The organism is Deinococcus sp. Arct2-2, from assembly GCF_004801315.1.
Lineage (GTDB): Bacteria > Deinococcota > Deinococci > Deinococcales > Deinococcaceae > Deinococcus.
Window position 1 is genome coordinate 47,787 of the sequence record NZ_SSNW01000019.1, and the last position, 17,689, is coordinate 65,475.

15 protein-coding genes are annotated in these 17,689 nt (G+C 57.7%); 5 read left to right on the top strand and 10 right to left on the bottom strand.

Annotation, left to right across the window (positions count from 1 at the left end):
- Positions 1–73 precede the first annotated feature (73 nt).
- A complete protein-coding gene (locus E7T06_RS10150) occupies positions 74–1,519 on the bottom strand; it encodes an exopolysaccharide biosynthesis polyprenyl glycosylphosphotransferase (protein ID WP_240740957.1) in 1,446 nt (481 codons plus the stop codon).
- A 54-nt stretch (positions 1,520–1,573) separates the two neighbouring features.
- Here E7T06_RS10150 and E7T06_RS10155 point away from each other — a divergent pair, with 54 nt between their 5' ends.
- Together E7T06_RS10155 and E7T06_RS10160 are read left to right on the top strand one after the other, a co-directional pair.
- A complete protein-coding gene (locus tag E7T06_RS10155; protein WP_168733468.1) occupies positions 1,574–3,133 on the top strand; it encodes an O-antigen ligase family protein in 1,560 nt (519 codons plus the stop codon).
- Positions 3,134–3,143: 10 nt separating this feature from the next.
- Entirely contained in the window at positions 3,144–3,605 is a 462-nt protein-coding gene (locus tag E7T06_RS10160) for a carbohydrate-binding domain-containing protein (protein ID WP_136365685.1), read from the top strand.
- A 77-nt stretch (positions 3,606–3,682) separates the two neighbouring features.
- On the opposite strand, the gene E7T06_RS10165 is transcribed toward E7T06_RS10160, so the two are convergent.
- From E7T06_RS10165 to E7T06_RS10205, 9 genes are all read right to left on the bottom strand, one after another.
- Positions 3,683–4,630, bottom strand: a complete 948-nt coding sequence (locus E7T06_RS10165; protein ID WP_136365686.1) for a GDP-L-fucose synthase — start codon at positions 4,628–4,630, stop codon at positions 3,683–3,685.
- Positions 4,630–5,676 carry a GDP-mannose 4,6-dehydratase gene (gene gmd, locus E7T06_RS10170; protein WP_136365687.1) on the bottom strand — a complete coding sequence of 349 codons (1,047 nt, stop codon included), beginning with the start codon at positions 5,674–5,676 and terminating at the stop codon, positions 4,630–4,632. The genes E7T06_RS10165 and gmd overlap by 1 nt, the downstream gene beginning before the upstream one ends.
- Positions 5,673–7,451: a WecB/TagA/CpsF family glycosyltransferase gene (locus tag E7T06_RS10175; RefSeq protein WP_136365688.1), complete on the bottom strand. Its 1,779-nt coding sequence runs from the start codon at positions 7,449–7,451 to the stop codon at positions 5,673–5,675. The genes gmd and E7T06_RS10175 overlap by 4 nt, the downstream gene beginning before the upstream one ends.
- 78 nt (positions 7,452–7,529) lie before the next feature.
- Positions 7,530–8,387, bottom strand: coding sequence for a glycosyltransferase (locus E7T06_RS10180; protein ID WP_136365689.1), 858 nt, complete (start codon positions 8,385–8,387; stop codon positions 7,530–7,532).
- A gap of 346 nt (positions 8,388–8,733) precedes the next feature.
- The gene (locus E7T06_RS10185; protein ID WP_136365690.1) at positions 8,734–9,699 is read right to left on the bottom strand and encodes a UDP-glucuronic acid decarboxylase family protein; all 966 of its coding nucleotides are present in this window, start codon (positions 9,697–9,699) and stop codon (positions 8,734–8,736) included.
- Positions 9,696–11,084 (bottom strand): UDP-glucose/GDP-mannose dehydrogenase family protein, encoded by a 1,389-nt coding sequence (locus tag E7T06_RS10190; RefSeq protein WP_136365691.1) that lies wholly within the window; start codon positions 11,082–11,084, stop codon positions 9,696–9,698. The genes E7T06_RS10185 and E7T06_RS10190 overlap by 4 nt, the downstream gene beginning before the upstream one ends.
- Complete coding sequence (locus E7T06_RS10195) at positions 11,081–12,148, bottom strand: mannose-1-phosphate guanylyltransferase (protein WP_136365692.1); 1,068 nt, start codon at positions 12,146–12,148, stop codon at positions 11,081–11,083. The genes E7T06_RS10190 and E7T06_RS10195 overlap by 4 nt, the downstream gene beginning before the upstream one ends.
- A 237-nt stretch (positions 12,149–12,385) precedes the next feature.
- A complete protein-coding gene (locus E7T06_RS10200) occupies positions 12,386–13,804 on the bottom strand; it encodes a phosphoglucomutase/phosphomannomutase family protein (protein WP_346763198.1) in 1,419 nt (472 codons plus the stop codon).
- Positions 13,805–14,023: 219 nt separating this feature from the next.
- On the bottom strand, positions 14,024–15,538 hold the full coding sequence (locus E7T06_RS10205) for a lipopolysaccharide biosynthesis protein (protein WP_136365693.1): 1,515 nt from the start codon (positions 15,536–15,538) through the stop codon (positions 14,024–14,026).
- A gap of 132 nt (positions 15,539–15,670) precedes the next feature.
- Here E7T06_RS10205 and E7T06_RS10210 point away from each other — a divergent pair, with 132 nt between their 5' ends.
- The 3 genes from E7T06_RS10210 to E7T06_RS10220 all read left to right on the top strand — a co-directional run bounded on the left by E7T06_RS10210 (position 15,671) and on the right by E7T06_RS10220 (position 17,430).
- The gene (locus tag E7T06_RS10210) at positions 15,671–15,964 is read left to right on the top strand and encodes a transposase (RefSeq protein WP_136365694.1); all 294 of its coding nucleotides are present in this window, start codon (positions 15,671–15,673) and stop codon (positions 15,962–15,964) included.
- A gap of 684 nt (positions 15,965–16,648) precedes the next feature.
- On the top strand, positions 16,649–17,131 hold the full coding sequence (locus E7T06_RS10215; RefSeq protein WP_136365695.1) for a transposase family protein: 483 nt from the start codon (positions 16,649–16,651) through the stop codon (positions 17,129–17,131).
- An 89-nt stretch (positions 17,132–17,220) separates the two neighbouring features.
- A complete protein-coding gene (locus tag E7T06_RS10220) occupies positions 17,221–17,430 on the top strand; it encodes a transposase family protein (RefSeq protein ID WP_240740958.1) in 210 nt (69 codons plus the stop codon).
- The last annotated feature ends 259 nt before the right edge of the window (positions 17,431–17,689 follow it).

Below are 17,689 nucleotides of genomic sequence, written 5' to 3' on the forward strand. Positions count from 1 at the left end.
GTGTCCTTTATGGGCCGGTGAAGTGAAGGACCACCAGCCAGGGGGAGGCGACAAGCGGAGCGCGGCAAAGAGTTCAGTAGGCTCCGGCGCTTCTCAGCACGGCCTTCACTGTCCTCAGCAAGATCACGATATCAAGCCAGACTGACCAATTCCTCACATAGTAGGGATCGAGCCGGATCATGCCTTCGTTGCCCGCGTCCGAGCGGCCCGACACCTGCCACAGTCCGGTCATGCCCGGCCGCACTTCCCGGCGCAGGTGCTGCACGGGCAAAGGCAGTTCTTCGAGGTGGTACAGCGGCAGCGGGCGCGGCCCCACCAAGGCCATCTCGCCCCGCAAGACGTTGACCAGTTGCGGCAACTCGTCGAGGCTGGTTTTGCGCAGCAGGCGGCCGATCCGGGTGATGCGGGGATCGTTTCTGAGCTTGAAGTGCGCCTGCCACTCGGCGTTCAGGGCTGGGTCTTCGGCCAAGCGGCGCTTCAGCACTGCTTCGGCATCGGGCAGCATGGTTCGGAATTTCCAGGTGTCGAAGGTCTGGCCGCCCAGCCCGGTGCGGGACTGCAAGAACAGCGGCTTGGCGCGGTCTTCGAGCCAGATCAGCAGGGCGATGACGATACACAGCGGCAGCCAGAAGGGGAGGCTCAGCGTCACGGCCACCAGGTCGAGGCCGCGCTTGAGGTGGCGGGCCAACGGATCGGCCAGGTTGTGCGTGATCTCGAGGCCCAGCAGTCCGCCCAAATCCCGCGCCTGCACCCACAGCGACTGCATATCGAACAGATCGGGAATCAGGATGACGCTGCGGTACACGCTGAGTGGGCCGTCCAGCAGTTCCACGAGGCGCGGGCGCGGCACACCGGGCATCGCCACGATGGCAATCGGCGCGGCCTGTGTCCAGAGGTCGGTGTGGCCCAGCACCGGCACGCCGCTAATGGACGTGCCGTGCAGCGCGGGATTGTCGTCGAAGATCGCCACGGGGTGGTAGCCCAGCCCCGCCTCGGCTTGCAGCGCCGCCACGACCCGTTGCCCGGTCAGGGCCGCGCCGTAGACCACCACCGGCACGCCCCAGTGTCCTGTTTTGGTCAGCCCCCGTTTGGCGAGGTTGCGGGCCAGCAGCACGGCGGGGAGGCCCAGGCCCAGCAGCAGCGCCCCTGACTGGGCAGCGATCCAGCCTTGCTCGGTCAGGGCTAGGCCCAGCGTCAGCACCAGCACCAGCAGCGCGGTCGTCGTGACCATCCGCTCCAGTTCGGTCACGGCCCCGAGTCCCCAGCCCGGCTGCACCCGCAGCGACGCAACGACGGCGTAGGTGATCAGCAGCAGGTGCAGCCAGGCCCAGGGCACCGGGCGCGCGCCCCAGTGGGTCAGCAGCACGTTGGTCAGGGCCGCCGCGCCCACCCAGCCCAGCAGTTCGCTTCCCAGCAGCACGGCGCCGTTGCCTAGGCGCCGTTTGAGGTACGCGTGGGCCCGCTGCGCCCGCACCTGATCGCGGAGGGCTCCCTCTACCGGCGTGCCCTCCGCCGTCACGGGGGAGGGTAGGGGAGAGACATGGGCATCCACGTGACGCAATATAAGCGTCTAATGAAGTTCCGTCTGTTACCGATTCCCCCCCTGTGGCTAGGTGTCTTGCCCCTGATCCCCGGTGCGGGCCTGCTCAGCCTGTTGGCCCTGCCCCGCTTTCGGAGGCTTCCCGTAGGTTGGAGGGCGTTGTTAGCGGCGTTTCTGGCCCTACAACTGCTGGCGGCCTTGCTGTCGCCGCAGCCTCTGCTGTCGCTGCCTTTAGCCCTGATCAGGGGGGGTCTGGTGGTGGCGCTGATCGTGGCGGGCTATATGCTGGGCCACACCCGCGCTGTGCGTCCGGTGCTGCTGGGCTACAGTGTAGTGGCCCTCACGGCCTTTGCCACCACGGTAGTCCTGCATCCCGCTGCGGTGTTCACCACGCGCCTCGTGCATCCGTACTACACCAGCGTCAGCCTGGGGCTGGCCGGCACGCTGGGGCTGTTGCTGGCCGTCACGTGGCGCGGCGGGCCGTGGGTGTGGCGGGTGGTGGGCGGCGGCCTGAGCCTCGGCATGTTCCTGTGGAGTGGCAGCCGGGGGCCATTGATCGCGCTGGTGGCAGGTTTGGCGGCGGCGTTGGTGGTGGGCCTGCGCAGCCAGTGGAAGGCGTCCCTGCTGGCTCTCGCCGGAACCGCCGTGCTGGTTTTGGGCCTTCAGACTGCGGTGCCGGGTGGCGTCACCAGCCGCTTCTTGGAAAACACCTTGAACGGACGCGGCATCTTCTGGGCCGACGCCCTGAGTGCTGGCCGCCTGCATCCCTGGGGGGGCACGGGGCCGTATCAACTCGGCCCAGCCTTCAGTACCCAGTACAGCGACGCCAGTTGCAAGCTGTGGTTGCCTGTCCAGACCTATGGCCTAGAGGGGGGCTGTCCGCCTGCGCTGGACGCCCTGCGCGGCGCGTGGCTGATCGCCCACAACACCGCCTTTCATTTGTTGGGCGAGACGGGGATTATCGGGCTGTCAGGCTGGCTGGCCCTGATGGGAGCTCTGGCCCTCGCGGCCTGGAGGTGTCGTGATCCGTTGGTCAACGGCGTGACGTGGGCGATCCTGGCGATGGGTCTGGTAGATACACCCACCTTTTTGCCCAATGTGGGCCACGCCGAACTGTATTGGCTGCTGGGCGGCGTGGGGGTGGCCTTGGCGCAGAAGAATCTGCTGGCCGACCAACCGGCTCCCCGCCTGTCTCCCGCTGCGCCGCTGCTGGCTCTGGCGCTGCTGACTTATTTCACGCTGCCGCTGTGGTTGGAGCGGGTGCGGCCCAGTGTGAGGGCGGGGGTGCCGATCCTGCGGGCACTGACCCTGCCGACCCGGCTCACGGCGGGCGAGAACGTAACCCTGTTCTTGAAAGCAGATCTCCCCCAGGGTAAATTCAGGGTACGCGGTCTGGCCTGCCCAATCAATGGCCCCTGCCAGAATGTCGTTCAAACTGCCTTGAAGGCTTCGCCCTCAGGCTGGACTCGCCTGACCCTGAAAGGGTTGCCCGCAGGGCGCTACCGCCTGAGCCTGCAACTGTCCGACCAGCGGGCGCGGTTGAGTGTGGAGCGGCCCGTGGCCGAACTGGTTCGAATGATCGACGTTGAGTAGGCTCCGGCTGTTGCTGCGGGGGTTGCTGTGGTTGTTGCTGCCTGCCTCGTTGTGGGGGGTGCTGGCACTTTCGACGCCCCAGGTGCCGGATTGGGCCGCCGCCCCGCTGTCCTCGTGTGTACCCCAGGAGCCTGCCCAGTGGATGAACGACCGGGCGGGGCCACTGGTGGAGGGCCAGGCCGTGCTGGCGACCAACGGCATGGTGGTCTTGCAGGTCTGTCGGCCCGGCGTGTTGACCTTTGTGGCGCGGGGCACGGCTGCTGAAAAGCTCCTACCCCTGATGAGCGTCAGTGCGGACGATCAAAGACTTCTGACGGCCCGTGTGAGCGCTGAACGGCTCTACCGGGTGCAGGTGCCTAAGGCAGCTCTGCTGACCATCACCTTCCACGACGATGCCTACCTGCCCGATACCGTCCCGCCGCAGGACCGCAACTTGTTCGTAAGTGCGGTGCGGTTCGTGGCGATGCCCTGACCAGTCTGCCCTGATTATGTAAAAGTGGGGCACCGAGATTTCTCTCCGTGCCCCTTACCGCAGCTGTTTTGCCCTGGTCAGCCGCGAACAAGTCCAGCTTCGCGCTGGGCCAGATACCAGGCCAGCGTGCGCTCTACGCCTTCGCGGAGGCCAGTCCTGGCCTGCCAGCCCAAGTCACGCAGCTTGGACACGTCCATCAGTTTGCGCGGCGTGCCGTCGGGCTTGGACGCATCGAACACTAGGGCGCCCTCAAAGCCCACCACTCCTGCAATCAGTTCGGCCAGGGCACGGATGCTCAAATCCTGGCCGGTGCCGATGTTGATGGGGCCGGGAGCAGAGACGTGCTTCATCAGAAACAGGCAGGCGTCGGCCAGATCGTCGGAATACAGGAATTCCCGGAGCGGCGTTCCCGATCCCCAGATTTCCACCTGCGCCGCGCCGCTCTCAGTAGCCTCAACCATCTTCCGCATCAGCGCAGGCAGCACATGAGAGCCTTTCAGGTCGAAGTTGTCGCCGGGGCCGTAGAGGTTGGTGGGCATGCCACTGATGAAGTCCGCGCCGTACTGGGTGCGGTAATGGTCGCACAGCTCGATGGCCGCGATCTTCGCCACCGCATAAGCCCGGTTGGTTTCTTCCAGCGGCCCGGTCAGCAGCGCCTCTTCCTGAAGGGGTTGGGGGGCAAGGCGCGGGTAGATGCAGCTCGATCCCAGATTCAGCAACTTCTTGACGCCTGTTTCGTGCGCCGTGTGAATCACGTTGGCCGCAATCATCAGGTTGTCGTACAAAAACTGCGCCGGATAGGTGCTGTTCGCCAGAATGCCGCCCACCTTCGCCGCTGCCAGAAACACGTATTCGGGCTGCGCCTGCCCAAAAAAGGCCCGGACTGCCGCCTGATCGCGCAGGTCCAGCTCGGCGCTCGTGCGGGTGATCAGGTTGCCGAACCCCTCTGCTTCGAGGCGGCGCATGAGGGCGCTGCCCACCAGTCCCCTGTGTCCGGCCACGTAGATTCGGGCGTCTGTGTGCATCAGGTGTTGCCTACACCCTTCAGGGCCACCTGATGCCCAGCCGCGATCAGGGTTTTTTCCTGGCTTGCCAATTCCAGATCGGCTTCCACCATCTCGCGCACCAGTTCTTCAAAGCTGGTCTTGGGCACCCAGCCCAGGGCGCGGCGGGTTTCGGCAGCGTCGCCCAACAGGTAATCCACCTCTGCGGGGCGGAAGTAGCGGGGGTCGATTTCCACGTAGTCCTCGTGGTTCAGGCCCACCTGGGCAAAGGCCCGCTCCGCGAATTCGCGCACACTGTAGGCCTCGCCCGTGGCAATGCAGTAGTCACGCGGCACGTCTTGCTGAAGCATCAGCCACATGGCTTCGACGTAATCACGGGCATGGCCCCAGTCGCGCTTGGCATCCAGGTTGCCTAGATACAGCTTGGCTTGCAGGCCCATCTTGATGCGGCCCACCGCCCGCGTAATTTTGCGCGTCACAAAGGTTTCCCCGCGCCGGGGCGACTCGTGGTTAAACAGGATGCCGTTGCAGGCATACAGGTCATAGGCCTCGCGGTGATTGACCGTTTGCCAGTACGAGTACACCTTGGCAACCGCGTAGGGGCTGCGCGGATGAAACGGCGTGTGCAGCCCTTGCGGTGGCGGGGCCGCGCCAAACATCTCGGAACTGCTGGCCTGATAAAACTTCACTTGCAGTCCAGTTCGGTCTTGATAGTCGCGGATGGCTTCCAGCAACCGTAGAGTACCCAGCCCGGTCACGTCGGCGGTGTATTCGGCCTGATCGAAACTGACCTTGACATGGCTCTGTGCGCCGAGGTTGTAGACCTCTTGTGGCTGTACCTTTTCCAGCAACATCCGCAGGCCTGAGGCATCGGCGAGGTCACCATAATGTAGGAACATTTTGGCGCCTGATTCGTGGGGGTCATGATACAGATGATCGATCCGATCCGTGTTGAAGGTGCTGGCGCGACGAATCATGCCATGTACCTCGTAGCCTTTAGAAAGGAGCAGTTCCGTCAAGTAAGACCCGTCCTGACCCGTAATACCGGTTACTAGTGCCTTTTTCATTCTTGAACTCCTCTGCTTGGCCTGTTAAGCACCCGCTCCCGTAGGAGTTGCTGCCCAAACATCCAAACAAACCGTGGATTTTGCCGAGCGTACCGCTTCCAGAGCCGCTTCGGCTCCATGACCAGCCGAAATAACCACTCTAACCCGACACCCTGCAGGGCTGCTGGAGCTTGTTTTACCCGTCCGGAATGGAAGTCAAAGGCTGCTCCCACGCCTAGCATCACCAAAGGCAAGCGGTCACGGTGACGGTACATCCACCATTCCTGCTTGGGACAGCCAATCCCCACAAACAATATCCGCGCCCCAGAATCCAAAATTTGCTGGGTGTCCGCAGCATCCTCCTCATGCGTCGGTAGACGGAAGGGCGGTGCAATGGCACAGACAATCCGAATGCCGGGGAATTCGTGGTGCAAGAATGCCTTGAACTCTTCCAAGCTCTCAGGTGTGCCCCCATACAACCCAACTGGAACCCCCTGCGCTGCGGCAGCCTCACAGACATTTAGCGTCAGCGTTGGCCCATACACTCGCTCGGCATTGGGCACACCCAATAACTTTAGCCCCCACACTAACGGCACTCCATCTGGTGTTACTAGATCGGCAGTATTAACTACTTCGCGGAATGCAGGATCGTCAATGCCTTCCATGACCATGTGCACATTAGCGGCATGGACACGACGGACAACCTTTTGACGGCTCCAATCTAAAATTTTGGAAGTAGCTTGAGTGTAGTTCAAAGCGTTAAGCTTTGAATCTAGAATAGCGCTACTACCTTCTTTGGAAATAATCTTGTTCTTTTTGTACAAACCTGTTTGGCGTTCTTGGAAATAAATCCACATAAATTTAGCTAAGTCTTTAGGGGAAAAAATAAATAGGAGCCAAAACATTGATAGAGCTAGCTTATTAGACATTTTGAAATCTTTATCTAGAGCATACGCTTTAATAAGTAGAATATATGTTGAAAGAGTAGATTCACCTGATAGCTTCTTGTACCCTAGCTCGTTGCGCACAAAAAAGCTGTTGCGATTTTTTGCCTTTTCTGATAAATCTAACCCCTTCACGATGGAGCTTTGAATTGATATTTGTTTCGAGAGCCCTTCAATACTGGATAGCCTTTTGATATACTGGCCATCTCTATGAATTCTGTACTCAGCCAGAATTTCTTCGATGCCACAAATGGGAGCAAGCTTCGCCGCGCCCAGACTCAAATAAGCATCTAATGATCCCGAAAAAGCCCCTAACGGACTTGGCATCAAGGCTTCGCATATTTCTCTCTTGAAAGTAAGCGCACTTGTTGCAGGTGAAACGATTCTGGCCGTATTCAAAACCTCTTGACGCCGATCACCATGACTCAACTTAGCGCCCTGTGGTCGGATAACTGATGTTCGGGCGCCCTTCTCATCTATAATAAAAACCTTATGAGTGAACATCCCATACTGTGGGAATTTTTGAATATATTCATCAACCACCTTGAGTTTATTTGGCAGCCAAATATCGTCGGAATCTATCATCGAAATATAGTCTCCAGTAGCAAGCTTTAGCCCTGCTTCAAAAGCTCCCGACTGGCCACTGTTTTCAATTCTTATCAAAGAGAATCGGCTAGGCTGGTTAGTGTTTTGTATAACCTTTTGTATTATATCTCCGCTACCATCATTTGAACCGTCATCAACGATAATACATTCAAAATCATCAAATGATTGATCTATAACAGAAACAATACATTTTTCAATATATTCTCTATGGTTGTATACTGTACAAATCACACTAAATCTTGTCATATAATTCCTCTAATGCCAGATGCTCTAAGCACAGGTCAACTCTCAACGGTGTAGTTGAATTGTTTTGAATACATAATGTTAGTTCCCAGAATCGGTCTGAGCCCTTGATGCAGTTGGAGCGAGCAAACACTTTATATATGGGCTTAACCATGTTATAGGCCAGAGAACCCCACCATGGCGATAGGTAAATGCTGCCCACTCCTTAGGCGGTAGACCCTTGACACCAATCAATTTGAACCACCGAGCTTTTTTAGTCAGAGCGGTGTCCTGCCATGTACCAAAAATTTGGTTGCGTCCACAGGTACCAACAAACTCAGGAGCAATCCACATCTCTATGTTGAGCTTTTTGGCCCGAAGGCCATAGTCGAAATCTCCCATGCTATGGGTATATGCGGGGCTGAGGATACCTAACTTTTGTTCGACTCCTCTAGGCACTAAAACGCAATTGCCATTCATGGTATCCGCTCTTATGGGCGTCGAACCTGGAGATACAATATGAAAACGAACGGGTTTCCAGCGGCTTTTCCGGACTACCCCGCCGTAGGTTAACGCTCCTGTCTCAGGATCCCTTGTCGAGCCAACGATGATGGCCTGATCAGCAAAAAAAGCTGATGTATCCAACAAGTTGCGTATAGCAGAGGAATCCAACAGAGTGTCGTCATTGAGCCAAAGATAAAACTCTGGCTGGCTGCGCTTTGCGACTTCCCAGGCTCGCCGCATACCACCATTCCAATAATTTGAGCCGTCTCCAGTCAGTACCTGCACTTCAGGGAACTGGGCAGCAATCGCAGCGGCCGTCCCGTCCTGGCTGCCATCGTCAAATAACGTAACTAACAGTCTGACGTTTGGGTTCTGATTCTTATATAGATGGTGCAATGCTTCAAGCGTTTTCTCACGCCTGTTAAACACTGTCAGAAGAACTTGGATATCAATCATGGTCTTAAATTATGCAGTACACAGTGTAAAAATGCTTGCTTTTCGAGCCAGTAGGGAAGGTCAGAAACGTCAGTTTTCAACGGATCACTCCACCTTTTGACTAGTACGATTGTGTTTTCTGAGTATGGCATTTACGATCCTGTGTCTTCAAAGACGCAACAGAGTAGACGAGTGTTTGCAGTGACGGTCACAGGACTTCGGGAGTTTAGAGTGTGTGGTGATTTATGTAGAAGTCCTTGCTAAGCAAAAATTCAATTTCTTGTATTGTAACATCAAAATAATCAGGTAAAATATGGGATACTGCCTCAGTTATAATGGATTCGCCCTATTTGTCAGAGCTAGGAAATTAAACAGTTAAAAAGCTCTTCAAATCAGAGGTGGTCTCACTTTCACTTACTGAGTTAAGCAAATTTTGAAGACCGTTTCTCAAACTCACCTGTGGCGTCCAGCCGAGCAGGCCCTGAGCGCGGGCGATGTCGGGTTTGCGCTGCTGGGGATCATCACTGGGTGCCGGCTGATACACTAGGGTCAGCTCTGGATCAATGACCTCCCGCACCACCGCCGCCAGCTCCAGCATCGTAAATTCAGTGGGATTGCCTAGATTTACCGGCTCATGATAGGTCACGCCTATCAGGCGTACGATGCCCTCGACCAGATCATCCACATATTGAAAGCTGCGCGTCTGCAGGCCGTCGCCGTAGATCGTCAATGCCTCGCCCCGCAGCGCCTGATGCACGAAATTGGTGATCACCCGTCCATCGTCGGCCCGCATGCGCGGGCCGTAGGTATTGAAAATCCGGATGATCCGGGTATCCACTCCCCTGGCCCGGTGGTACGCCATCGTGATCGCCTCGGCATACCGTTTAGCCTCGTCATAACAGCTTCTCAGCCCGTTGGGATTGACATGGCCCCAGTACGACTCAGACTGCGGGTGAACATGGGGATCGCCGTACACTTCGCTGGTGCTGGCGAGAAAGAATTTCGCGCCGTGTTTCAGGGCCAACTCCAGACCGTGCTGGGTGCCCTGGGCACCCACCATCAGGGTTTCGATGGGAAATTCCTGATAGTGGGGCGGGCTGGCCGGGGAAGCGAAGTGGAGCACCCAGTCCAGGGCGTCATCATGGTAGGGGATACCGAGACTGACATCGGCTTCGAGGAACTGAAAGCGGGGATGGGCGCGGAACAGGGCGGTGTTCTGGTGCTGGCCGCTGATGTAGTTGTCCACGCCGATGACCGTGTGGCCTTCCTTTAGGAAACGCTCCACCAGATGCGACCCCACAAACCCCGCACTCCCCGTGATCAGAATCTTCACTCAGTAACCTGTTCTGGTATGTACTGGGCGGCTTCACGGCCCATCTGCTCCACTTGTGCGGGCAGGGCCTCGCGCAGAATATTGCGGGCATCGATGATCAGTGGGCGGCGCATGGTGCCCACCAGTTCGGCCCAGTTCAGCTGCACATACTCGTCCCACTCGGTGGCGATGATCACGGCGTCGGCGCGGGCAAGGGCGCTGGCCGGGTCACTGGCCGGGGTGTAGGTCAGGTGGGTCCACTCGCGGGCGGCGCGGGGCATGGCGACCGGGTCATGGGCCGTCACCACCGCGCCCAGCTGGCTCAGGCGGGCAATCAGGTCATGGGCGGGAGCGTCACGCAGATCGTCGGTGTTGGGCTTGAAGGCCATCCCCAGTACAGTAATGCGTTTGCCTTTCAAACTTTTCAGATGACGCATCAACTTATCTATGACGGTGTGACGCTGGCGGTAGTTGATGTCGATGGCGGCCTGCAAGATCGGCATGGCGTAATTGTGTTCACGCCCAGCACTGATCAGGCCCTGCGTGTCCTTGCCGAAGCAGCTGCCGCCCCAGCCCAATCCTGCCTGCAAAAAGCGGTGGCCGATACGCCCATCAAAGCCGATGCCTGTGCTGACTTCTTGAACATCTGCGCCGACCCGCTCACACAGGCCCGCGATTTCGTTGGCGAAGCTGATCTTAAGGGCCAGAAACGCATTGGCTGCGTACTTGATCATCTCGGCACTCTGCAGGGTGGTCTTGACCACTGCCGGGCGGGTGTAACTGTCGGGGCGCGGCGTGCCGATGGGCGGCACGAAGGTCTGTTCGATCAGGGGCGCGTACAGCCGGGCCAGATAGTCCACAGCCTCGGGGTGGCCGCCCATCACCAGGCGGTCGGGGTAGAGACTGTCAGACAGCGCCGTGCCTTCGCGCAGGAATTCCGGGTTGCTGACCACGCGGTGGCGCGTCTCGTCGAAGTTGGGCGAGTGGTCTTCCAGCAGGCCCTGCACATAGTCGCCCGTACCGATAGGAACGGTGCTCTTGTTCACGATGATCTGCGCATGCCCGTTCAGATAAGGGGCGAGGCTGGCTGTGGCGCTGGTTACGTAAGTGAGATCGGGGGTTCCGTCGGGGCTGGGGGGCGTGCCCACGCAGATGAAGATCACATCGGCCTCGGCCACTGCGGCGTAACTGGTCGTCCAAGTCAGGCGTCCTTCCTGTCCGGCCAGCAGCCCTTCCAGGCCGGGTTCGTGAATCGGCACCTCGCCGCGCTGTAACTGGGCAATTTTTGCCGGATCGATATCGATGCCCGTGACCTGATAGCCGATGTGGGCCAGCAGTCCGGCGGTGCCGAGGCCAACGTAGCCGGTGCCGATCACGGCGACGTGTTTGGGAAGACTGTGTTTCATGCGAAGCGCTCCAGTTCCGGCGTGCGTTTGAGTTGCTGCACCACCTGTTTGATGTCTTGTGTTCGGTCTTTGCGGACCACCAGGGTCACGTCTCCGGCCCGGACGACCACCACATCCTCCAGACCTATCGTGGCAATCAGGTCGTCGCCGTTGGTCGTATATAAAATTGCGCCGCCAGTATCGAGGCTCACGTGCCGTCCTACAACCACATTGGTACCGTCGCCTTTCAGCAACCGTTCCAGCGCGTTCCAGTCGCCCAGATCGTCCCAGCCGAAGTTGGCTGGAATAACGACCACGTTAGCGGCGCGTTCCATCACGGCGTAATCTACACTGACCTTGGGTAGGCTGGGGTAGACCTGACGCAATCCGCCCCGGATTTTCGCAGCTTCGCTCATCGGGCCGTATAACTCCGGCACATGCTCTTCAAAAGCCTGCAAAATCGATTGCACCCGCCACACGAAGATGCCGCTGTTCCAGAGGAAACGTCCAGTTGACAAAAAGTAGGCGGCGGTCTGGGCATCCGGTTTTTCGGTAAATCGCTTGACCTGATACGCCTCACCCACAGGTGTATTCGAGAGCACGTCGCCCTGCTCGATGTATCCGTAACCAGTGGCAGGGTATTCGGGAGCAATGCCAAGGGTGACCAGCGCGTCGCCAGCGGCGGCAATAGTCACGGCCTGTGCCAATGTCCGGGCGAAGGCCACCTGATCCTGAATCAGGTGGTCGGCAGGGAATACGCCCATGATGGCGTCGGGATCGTCGCGGGCAATGGTCAGGGCGGCGTACAGAATGGCGGCGGCGGTGTCGCGGGGCACAGGCTCGACCAGCAAGTTTTCCATCGGCAGGTCTGGCAGATGCTCAAGCACCTGCGAGCGGTGGTTGTGGGCCGTGACCACCATCAAGCGGTCAGGCTCGCCGCTGGTCTGATTCAGGCGGTCGGCGGTGGCCTGGAGCAGGCTGCGCCCCGTGGGTTCGAGAATCAGGAACTGCTTGGGTTTATGCTGACGCGAGAGGGGCCAAAACCGTTCCCCACTCCCACCGGCCAAAATTACTGGATAGAACATAACTGGATTGCCCCCTCTACAGCGCCCGGACGAATGCTCCTGCCCGGGATGACAGGAGCTTAATTCAGGCTTCATTACGCGTTTGTCATTCTCATCAGCGCCTAAGTGAGGTCTTATACATCTTGACACTCTGGCTTGATGCGGTAGAGGCTCCCCAAAAAATGGGAGTCCTAGCTAATTCTCCTCGCATGGCGCGTTGCATAGTCCCCAGCGTATTGGAAAGCTTTCGTGGATAACCTAATTTCTGACCCGACGCACCACTTCATCCAGAAGTATCTGGAGGGTTGCAGGTGATCCAGCCTCGACATAGATTCTTAGGAGTGGTTCTGTCCCACTTGCCCGGACAAGTATCCACGCCCCTCCCTCCAAGAGCAGCTTGACGCCATCTCTTCCATTTACATCCTGTACTTTCCAGCCTGCAATATCTGTCCAACTTCCCACGTCACTCAGGGCACTGGTCTTGTCGAAATCCTCACTCATTCGAAGGTCGACTCTGTCATAGGTGTGAGAGAAGTCAGTCAGGACTTCAATTTCCCGGAACAGCTCAGGCAGGCTTCGGCCACTGGTGGCGACGGCCTCCAGCAACAGCAAGCTGTTGAGCAGACCGTCGCGTTCAGGAATATGGCCCTGCACCCCCAGTCCGCCGGATTCTTCGCCGCCCATCAGCACAGCACGCGCTGGATCCTGTTCGCCTTCCAGAAAGGCGTCGGTGATGTACTTAAAGCCGATGGGTGTTTCGGTAACTTCCAACCCCAAGTGCGCCGCTAGGAGTTCAACGATTCGGCTGGTCGAAACAGTTTTGACAATCCGTCCGCGTAGGCCTTTGCCATGCAGATGCTTGAGCAGAACAGCGAAAATCTGGTGGCTGTTGAAAAATGTGCCGCCTGCTACCACGATTCCCAGACGGTCAGCGTCGCCGTCCGTGGCTGTGCCGAACGTCAGGCCTTCTTGGGCGGCCATGACCGACATCAACGCCTCCAGATTCTGCGGAATCGGTTCAGGATTCACGCCGTAAAACTGAGGATCGGGTTGACCATGCAGAGGCCGAATCTCCACATCCAACCTCGCGTGTTGGGCGTACGCCTCCAGCCAACCGCAGCCTGCACCGCCCATCGCATCGTGATACAACACGCCCCGGTAATTGCGCAGTGTATCGAGATCAAGCAATCTGTCCAGAGACTCGAAATAGCTGCGGCGGCCATCAAAGGGAGTGATCTGACCGTGTGGCGTCTGTGATCCGCTCTGGTCTGCTCCGCTCAATTGAGCTTCCACCTGCTGCACGATCTCTGGGGTGGCGCTGCCCCCATATGACCCCTTGAGCTTGTAGCCGTTGTATTCCGGTGGATTGTGGGAAGCCGTGATCATCGTCCCACCCGCTGCGCCAAGGTGTCGGGTGGCAAACGACACAACAGGCGTAGGCAGGAAGCTCTGAGAAAGCCAGACGTTCAGGCCGTGCTGCGCCATCACGGTGGCGGTGAGGTGTGCAAACCGCGCCCCAAGAAAGCGGGTGTCGTAGCCGACCACTACGGTTTTCCCCCCATGCGCCGTCAAGTAGCGTGCGTGAGCTGCAGCTACGTGCGCCACATTCGCAAAAGTGAAGCCTTCTGCCAGTACGTCCCGCCAGCCATCGGTACCGAATTTGATTCCCATTTGCATGCCCCCAGAAAACGCTTTAAAAGGAATGGTCAGAAAAAGTGCGCCCAGAGGCGCAAGTTCATTTAAATTGTAGCATGCTGCCCAAATTACTTCGATTAGAGAATTTAGCCGCTGAAGATACAATATCTGCGTAAAGATCCATCTTTGATAACTCTCATCAATAGGCTGAAGCCACCTTAGCAAGTAACACTGTTGTTTGGCTCTCGCTCTCTCATGGGGTCACAGTGCTTTGTTTAACCAGCGGCCAAGCCAGGGGAGACGTCCGAAGAGCGGATTAAGAACCAACATCGCTCCCTCGTGTGCCTGAATCTGTCGGCGCGTACTTCCAAAGAAAAGGGCTAAGCTTAAAAGGCCCAGGCAGCCGCCTGCTAGGAATTGCATCAGTTCTGATCCAGAAGAAGCAATCGTGCGCCCCGCGAAAGTCGCGCCAGCCGTCATCAACACGCCTACCAAGCAGTACACTCCCTGCCGGATCAACAGGCTGGCCGACAGGGCAATGGCCCGCCGTGCCTGATCGAGCAGTGTGATCGCACGTACCAGATACACACATATGCACGCCACCACCGTCAGCACCAGTAAAGAAGGGTGGGCCAGCCACGCCACGCCACCCACCAGTGTCATGCTGATTGCCAATGTAATTACTTGACCCCAAAAATCTCGTTTGGGCTGACCCATGCCGATCAGTAGGGGGCTGGTAATCAAAGCCAGTGCGTCGAACGGCATGGCAATTGCCAAAAGAGAGATTAAAGGTTCGATTCCTATCCATTTATGACCAAATAGCAGATGGGAAATGGGCCATGCCAACACCGCTACGATGGCAAACGCAGGAAACAAAGTGCTGGACACGACCGCCGCAGCACCCATATAAATACGGGCCAGACGTTCTGGTTGATGCTGATTGCGACTATAAATGCTCAACAAAACAGTCTGTAACACCGAAACAATATTATTTAGAGGGACGCCTACAGTCATGGCGGCCCGGTTGTAGAGGGCCAAGGAGAGTGGTCCCAGCGTTTGGCCTATAAGCAGAGTAGGAAGATTACCTATTCCCCAGCTGGCCATATTGCTCACCGCCGCTGTTGCACTGAAGCTGAGCAATCCTGCATCTGGGGGGCGCAGCGTCAACTGTATGTGTGGACGTATGATGAATAGATAGAGTCCGCTGGCAAGGAGTGCCTGTGTTAACTGAGCGCCTACTAGAGACCAGACCCCGTATCCGCCCATTGCCAATACGACGCCCAGGCCGCCGTAACCCACCAGATATGCCAGTAATTGAATGATATTCAGCTCTTTGAAACGCAGATCGCGCCGTAACAAGGCCGAAGAGGTTTGCCCCGCTGCCTGAATAACAAAGAGCAGGCTCAGTGCGGCGAGCGGCTGCCAAGCATCCAATTTAAAAGCGGAGGCGAGGACAGGGGAAAGACCTGCAAAAACGAGAGTCAGCACTACTGCCAGCGTCATTTGTAGAGTAAAGATGAATCCGATCAAGCGAGCGTCAATTTCTTTGCGCTGGATCAAGGCAACGGTCAGCCCAAAATCGGCTAGGAGATTGGCGAGTCCGATAAAGGCTAGGCCAACGGCGACAGTAGCAAAAGGAGCTGGGCCAAGCAACCGGGCTAGGAAGACGCCAAACAAAAACGTTGCGATAGCGCGGCCGAAGGTGCCGAGGTATTGCCAAATGAGGGCATTGAGACCTTTTGCCCCTTGAGAATCCTGTTGAACAGCTGGCGGCATCTGAATAGTGTAGTGCCCGGAACAAAGCCTAGAGCAAAATGGATACGCAGAAATGATGAGTTAGACCCTATCTGAGAAATAAGATCTTCTGACAGCCAATGACAACCACACAACTCCATCAAGAGCAGATCAATGACCAGAACACGCTCTGGGAGGTACCAGATGAACTCCACCTTCAATGGACTGATCTGGCTGGCTCGAACAGGCAGCCAGTGGAGTCAACGTCCCCGCCGATATGGCACAAAATCAACCGTTCACGAGCGATTTTGTGCCTGGGTCGAGCATGATTGCTTGCGAGCGGCTTGGAAGATTGTTCTGGAGCAGGATGACCGCGAATTGAGGATTGACTGGGAGTGGCAAGCGACGGACGGGAGCATCGTCAAAGCCCCGTTGGGCAAATGGGGGGCGCTGGTCGGCGGCAATTGACGGGGAGTAACTCCACCGACCGAGGCAAAGCAGGATGCCAACGAACGCTCCTGACCGATGCAAAACATTCACTCCCAAGCCCAGGTTGCTCAGAGCAGGGAACGTCGCCTTCGCCTTGGGCTGGAGAATCCAGCCATCGACCCTAGGAGCATCTCCGGTTCCCTGATCAACGGATCCCTACGGGAATGGGGGCCGCACAACCTGATGCTGGCGCTGGATACCAGTCTCCTCTTCGGCCACTTCTGTCTAATCCGGATCGCCGTGCTTTACCTGAGATCAGCGGTACCGCTGCCAGTGCTCAGGTCAGTACCGAGCAGCTTCTCCCCCCCTTGGCTGAAGCTAAAGGTCTGCTGGATTTTCTTGGGCTGCATGATGTTCGGCTCCTGGCAGCTCGAGGCTTCTGCGACAGTTCGCTGATGGACTGGTTGCAGTTCTGTGGGTGACACTTCTGCATCCGTATTCAATCGAGCCGGATTCTTGCCGCTCTAGACGGTCAACGGGTGTGCACCATTGGAGAGATCAAGCTCGTAGCGCGCGAAACGCGCTGCTTGCGCAACCTCACCATCACCGGACATCGATTCGGGCCGGAGCAGTGGCAGGTGGTCAGTGATGAATAGACCTCCTGTGAAAGTCGTGGGGTAAGCTGACAGCGTGGAGTAAAAGCGCCTGACACGCATCCTGAAGATGAACCGCAAGCAATTCCGTCGGCGCACCGGGGTGTACCCCGAAACTTTCGCTGAGATGCAAGCAGTGCTGACTGAACGCGAAGGACGGAAGAAGAAATCTGGCCGCCCAGCCACGCTCAGCGCGGCTGAACAACTCCTGATGACTCTAGAAGTTTGGCGTGAGTCCCGAACCTTTGCATACTTGGGTGACGACTGGGGTGTCCATGAAACCACTGTGCACCGCACGGTGGAACGCGTTGAAGCGGCCCTCATCGCCAGTGCGCAATTCCAGATGCCCAAGAAACACGTGCTTCAGGAAGCGCAACTCGTCTACAGCATCGCCCGCGTTGATGCTTTTAAAGTGCCGTGCGAACGACCCAAAAAAGCAGCGCCGCTGATACAGCGGCAAGAAAAAGCAGCATCCCCTAAAGTTTTAGGTGCTGATCTGCACCGTGACGCAGCACATTCTGGGCACAGCCACCAGTGCTGGGGCGGTTCATGATCTGCAACTCTTTCGTCAATCTGGCGTGCGGTTGCCCCACGACACGGCCCTGATCGGGGATGCGGGAGATCAGGGCCTGTGGAAAACCCATGGGCACGACACTACCACGCGTCAGGCGACGCACGCGTCGCCTCTCTCCTGAACAGCGTCAAGAGAACCGGGTGCTGGCACACACCCGACGAGGTATAGAGCACGTCATTCGCAGGATGAAGGTCTTTCGCGTGCTGGGGGTGTCTATCGCTATCGGCGGTATCGGTTTGCCTTCCGGGTTCAACTCATCGCGGCGCTCTGCAACCTGACCGGGTCTTGTCAGTCATAACTTTCGCAGGAGATTTATTAAAAATCCGCAACTCTATTGATGTGTCGGCTTTCCGCTAGCACACCCAAACCGGATCGCCAACACGTTTGGGGAATTGGGCCTAGACAGTTGGACGATTACCGGGAGCGTCATCAGCGTCATGACCACCGGGGGGCGGGCGTTTGAAGGCTCGGTAGTGCTCCAGGAAATTCTTCAAGCGGCGTTGCGAGCGTTCGCCGATGAGGTAAGTGTAGACCAAG

What these genes read in the sequence shown, in the direction of transcription:
- E7T06_RS10155 (WP_168733468.1), top strand. Translation starts at nt 1,574, where the DNA reads ATGAAGTTCCGTCTGTTACCGATTCCCCCCCTGTGGCTAGGTGTCTTG.
- E7T06_RS10165 (WP_136365686.1), bottom strand. Translation starts at nt 4,630, where the DNA reads ATGCACACAGACGCCCGAATCTACGTGGCCGGACACAGGGGACTGGTG.
- gmd (WP_136365687.1), bottom strand. Translation starts at nt 5,676, where the DNA reads ATGAAAAAGGCACTAGTAACCGGTATTACGGGTCAGGACGGGTCTTAC.
- E7T06_RS10175 (WP_136365688.1), bottom strand. Translation starts at nt 7,451, where the DNA reads ATGACAAGATTTAGTGTGATTTGTACAGTATACAACCATAGAGAATAT.
- E7T06_RS10180 (WP_136365689.1), bottom strand. Translation starts at nt 8,387, where the DNA reads ATGATTGATATCCAAGTTCTTCTGACAGTGTTTAACAGGCGTGAGAAA.
- E7T06_RS10190 (WP_136365691.1), bottom strand. Translation starts at nt 11,084, where the DNA reads ATGAAACACAGTCTTCCCAAACACGTCGCCGTGATCGGCACCGGCTAC.
- E7T06_RS10195 (WP_136365692.1), bottom strand. Translation starts at nt 12,148, where the DNA reads ATGTTCTATCCAGTAATTTTGGCCGGTGGGAGTGGGGAACGGTTTTGG.
- E7T06_RS10200 (WP_346763198.1), bottom strand. Translation starts at nt 13,804, where the DNA reads ATGCAAATGGGAATCAAATTCGGTACCGATGGCTGGCGGGACGTACTG.
- E7T06_RS10205 (WP_136365693.1), bottom strand. Translation starts at nt 15,538, where the DNA reads ATGCCGCCAGCTGTTCAACAGGATTCTCAAGGGGCAAAAGGTCTCAAT.
- E7T06_RS10210 (WP_136365694.1), top strand. Translation starts at nt 15,671, where the DNA reads ATGACCAGAACACGCTCTGGGAGGTACCAGATGAACTCCACCTTCAAT.
- E7T06_RS10215 (WP_136365695.1), top strand. Translation starts at nt 16,649, where the DNA reads ATGAACCGCAAGCAATTCCGTCGGCGCACCGGGGTGTACCCCGAAACT.
- E7T06_RS10220 (WP_240740958.1), top strand. Translation starts at nt 17,221, where the DNA reads ATGGGCACGACACTACCACGCGTCAGGCGACGCACGCGTCGCCTCTCT.